This is a genomic window from Methanoculleus sp. UBA413 (genome assembly GCF_002502935.1).
In the GTDB taxonomy this organism is placed as follows: domain Archaea; phylum Halobacteriota; class Methanomicrobia; order Methanomicrobiales; family Methanoculleaceae; genus Methanoculleus; species Methanoculleus bourgensis.
This window is the reverse complement of record NZ_DAQR01000127.1, coordinates 7659-11140: the sequence shown is the minus strand read 5'-3', so window position 1 is coordinate 11140 and position 3482 is coordinate 7659. Positions and strand designations below refer to the sequence as shown.

The 3482-nt window shown below is 57.4% G+C and carries 5 protein-coding genes and 1 pseudogene; 2 read left to right on the top strand and 4 right to left on the bottom strand.

Translation table 11 applies throughout. From position 1 onward, the window contains the following. Together BP858_RS11025 and BP858_RS11020 are read right to left on the bottom strand one after the other, a co-directional pair. A partial coding sequence (locus BP858_RS11025; protein WP_286879500.1) for a transposase occupies positions 1 to 262 on the bottom strand: 262 nt, incomplete at its 3' end. Positions 263 to 375: 113 nt separating this feature from the next. Beyond that, positions 376 to 948, bottom strand: coding sequence for a DUF1828 domain-containing protein (locus BP858_RS11020; RefSeq protein ID WP_214167002.1), 573 nt, complete (start codon positions 946 to 948; stop codon positions 376 to 378). Positions 949 to 1125: 177 nt separating this feature from the next. On the opposite strand from BP858_RS11020, the gene tnpA reads away from it, so the two are divergent. Both tnpA and BP858_RS11010 read left to right on the top strand, forming a co-directional pair. Next, positions 1126 to 1557, top strand: a complete 432-nt coding sequence (gene tnpA / locus BP858_RS11015; RefSeq protein WP_074174969.1) for an IS200/IS605 family transposase — start codon at positions 1126 to 1128, stop codon at positions 1555 to 1557. After that, the gene (locus tag BP858_RS11010; RefSeq protein WP_074174968.1) at positions 1535 to 2794 is read left to right on the top strand and encodes an RNA-guided endonuclease InsQ/TnpB family protein; all 1260 of its coding nucleotides are present in this window, start codon (positions 1535 to 1537) and stop codon (positions 2792 to 2794) included. The genes tnpA and BP858_RS11010 overlap by 23 nt, the downstream gene beginning before the upstream one ends. 338 nt (positions 2795 to 3132) lie before the next feature. Here the strand turns inward: BP858_RS11010 and BP858_RS11005 are convergent, their stop codons facing one another. Beyond that, positions 3133 to 3321, bottom strand: a complete 189-nt coding sequence (locus BP858_RS11005) for a type II toxin-antitoxin system HicA family toxin (protein ID WP_286879499.1) — start codon at positions 3319 to 3321, stop codon at positions 3133 to 3135. 28 nt (positions 3322 to 3349) lie between these two features. Further along, positions 3350 to 3482 (bottom strand): annotated as a pseudogene (locus BP858_RS12285) (type II toxin-antitoxin system HicB family antitoxin); the annotation flags it as partial.

Here is a 3482-nt window from a genome sequence, read left to right as displayed (position 1 = left end):
TCGTGAACGCACGGAAAAGGTGGTGGATCGATTGCTGCAGCGACTGGGTGTTGACTTCTTTCAGCCACGGCAACTCCGCTTTGAGCGCCGGAAGCTGCTTCATGAGGTCGTACTTGGAGAGGCCGATGCCCTCGTCGTGGTACGCCTGATTCTTGCGGGCAAGCGCCCAGTTGTACACAAACCGGCAGCACCCGAGGTGCTGGGCGATCAGGGGTTCCTGATCCTTCGTCGGGTACAGCCGGTACTGATACCTCCGCAGCATACGATAGAATCACGTTACTCCTCCTCCTCCAGCATAAAGAAGAGCCGTGCGGCCCGAAAGTGAAGAAGGGGCGCCGCGAATCCCCTCCCCCCTTGCGGAGGGAGCCCTCCCGCTCATGCCCCGAGAGCCCCGCAGAGGTAGACCGGCCTCTGCATGCCGTTGATCCTGCAGTCAACGATGTATTTCCCTTCCGGATCGTGCTCGGGATCGTGCCAGTCAAACTCCCTGCGCTCCTCGGGAACAGTCTCCTCGATGAGCGCACGGAGGTCCTCCAGGAACGTGGAATAGACCCGTGATCTCGACAAATAGGTACGATCTGATAGCTTGATCAGCGCCTGGGTGAAACTCCAGAGGGCATCCCCGAACCGGTCGCCCGCGATACGGATAGCGAGTTCACCATGGTTGTTCTCCAGCCCGAACCTGGATATGACGCTCGCTATCACCTTCTGTCGGGTTCCCCGCTCTAACTCCCTTGCGTCAATCGAGTAGGTCAGGTGCATGAGGGTATGCCCCTCATCCGTCAGCGTCCAGTTGCCATCCTCATTCTTCAGGACGATTGCGAGGTTATCTCCATCGTCAAAGGCAAACGGCGTGAAGACCCGGTACCGGTTGATGCCCTCCGGGCGGAGACGGATCTGGCTGCAGACCTTCTCCCTGAACTCCTCTTCGATTGCCTCGATTGCCATTGGTTATATCCACCAGTGTGTAAGATCCCTCGTGTCTACAGACGAACCTTCGAATCCGCAGTCGTTGAGCATACTCCTTAACTTAATAGGCGAGAAGTCCCCCTGCGCAAGCTGGGGGATGAGAGCCGTCCTCGTGCCAACCGGAATCTTTATAGTTACCCCTGCCACATAGCAACTATGGACTACCGGCTTGACAAGGGGGCGCATTCGGTCTACGCCCTGCACTACCACTTGGTACAGTGTGTCAAGTACCGGAGAAAGGTCTTTGTCGATGACCGGTATGTGGATCTCCTGAAGACCAAGATCCACAGTATATCCGAGACCTTCGGGGTTGAGGTCACCAACATCGAGTGCAGCACGGACCACTTCCACATGCTGTTCAAAGCCGGTCCCACCTTGGATCTCCCGAAGTACATCAACGCCCTCAAGACCATCACCTCCCGGGAGATCCGGCGGAACTTCCCGGAAGTCAAGCAGGTGCTCTGGCGCGATGCGTTCTGGTCGAGATCCTATTTCCTTGCCACGACTGGGCAGGTAACCCTTGACATCCTGACAAAGTATGTAGACAGTCAGGCGGAGGAACGGTATGCAGTTGACCCGGAAGATTAGGATCTATCCTACTGCGGAGCAGGAAGCCGTCCTGTGGGAGTTATCCGAGATCAACCGGAAACTGTACAACCGGGCCCTCAACGAGCGGCGGGAAGCCTATGCTGCCGGGGTCACGGGGGTCAACTACATCAAACAGCAGAACGACCTCCCCGGGTTGAAGCAAGAGTGGCCCGAGTTACGGTTCGTCAACGCCAAAGTATTGCAGATGACGCTCAAGACCCTTGATGCCAACTACAAGTCATTCTTCGAGCTCCGCAAGAACGGCGACGAAGACGCCAACCCGCCGGGCTTCAAGGGACGACACTACTTCACCACCATGAAGCACAACCAGTCCGGGTTCAAGGTCACCAACGATGCGATCCGGCTGTCGCACAACCTCCCCGATCAGGGAGAACTGTCCTTCCCGATCCCCGAGCGGGAGTTCGGGGTGGTCAAACAGGTCGAGGTGTTTCGGGACTGCAACGGAAAATGGTACCTCGCCGTGGTCGAAGAAGTCATCCCCCTGACCCCCGTCGAGAACGGGCAGTATCAGGCCTGGGATCTCGGGGTGATCAAGCAGACGGCGGTCAACAGCCAGGGTAAGTTCATCGAGGTGCAGAACAGCCGACCGGATCGGTACTGGAACCCGAAGATCGAGGCCGTGCAGTCCCAGAGGGACCACTGCAGGAAGAAGAGCAAAGACCAGAAGCCAAGCAGGCGGTGGAGACGTTACAACGCCGTCAAGCGGAAGATGGAACGGAAGCGGAGCAACCAGCTCAACGACTTCCAGCACAAACAGAGTAAAAAACTCGTCGAGAACACCAAAGCCGGCACGATCATCATCGGGGATCTCTCTGTGAAGAAGATGCCGAAGTCCAAGTCGGCAACGAGGCAGATGAACAGGTCTACGCAAGGAACCGGATACCTTGCGCGGTTTGCCGGATTTCTGACCTACAAGGCGATCCTTGCAGGTAAACAGGTAATAGAGATCGGCGAAGAGTACACGAGCAAGACGTGCTACTGCTGTGGGAAGATCCACGCAGAGATGACCGTTCGAGACCGTGTTATGCATTGTGATTGTGGTACCGTGCTCGACCGCGACAGGAACGCCGCGATCAACATCATGCTCCGATACCTATCACAGAATGCCCTGTGGACGGGCTACCGGGAGTTCACCGGTAATCTGCGACAAACAGGTCTGAGGGTCCCCGCGATCCCCAGGCACTCGCAGGAAGCCCCCTGCGCAAGCGGGGGGTAGTTCACTGGTTCTACGATCGTCGGGAAAAGAGAGAACTATTTCTATAACCGCTTTTTGTGACTTGCAGAGGCGTGGAGCCACTCGCATCCTCCAGATCTACCGATAAAACGCTCATGAACCGTAGCAAGAGACCAAAGCAACGAAAACCAGGGTGCTGGATCCGGATAGGCGCAGGGCCCACTATCAGGGGCAGGAGATGAGAGCCAGCCCAGTTCGCTCCGGCAGTTGATCACGCCCGGCCAGGGCTTTCCCCTGGGTATCCCCACGCACTGCCCCCGCGCCCTCGCGGGCAGTTGGTGATCGGCCCTCACAACCACAAAATAAGGTGAAATAGACCACTACCCGGCGAGCCGGTTCCATTCTTCACGGGATATGCCTGCCTGCCGGAGGATGCGCACGAGCAGGTCGACACTGATCTCTGACCTGTGTGGGTTTGGGATTGTCAGAACGAGGTCCCCTTTCACCATGAATGGGTGTTTGCCTCCCTGGTATGGTCCCTCAAAACCCAGAGCCTGAAGGTTCTTCACAAGTTGGCTCCATGTGACGGGTCTGATCCTATGCTCCGGCACCCGTATCCACCCTGACGATCTCTCCCACCGTGCGGCCGGCGACCGGAGGTATCGGGAGGCCGCGCCGGAGCCGTATGATCAACCATTCGTCGATGACGTCGGCAAGGTTTCTTCTGCAC

Coding starts and splice junctions, on each gene's coding strand:
- BP858_RS11020 (WP_214167002.1), bottom strand. CDS start 948: ATGGCAATCGAGGCAATCGAAGAGGAGTTCAGGGAGAAGGTCTGCAGC.
- tnpA (WP_074174969.1), top strand. CDS start 1,126: ATGGACTACCGGCTTGACAAGGGGGCGCATTCGGTCTACGCCCTGCAC.
- BP858_RS11010 (WP_074174968.1), top strand. CDS start 1,535: ATGCAGTTGACCCGGAAGATTAGGATCTATCCTACTGCGGAGCAGGAA.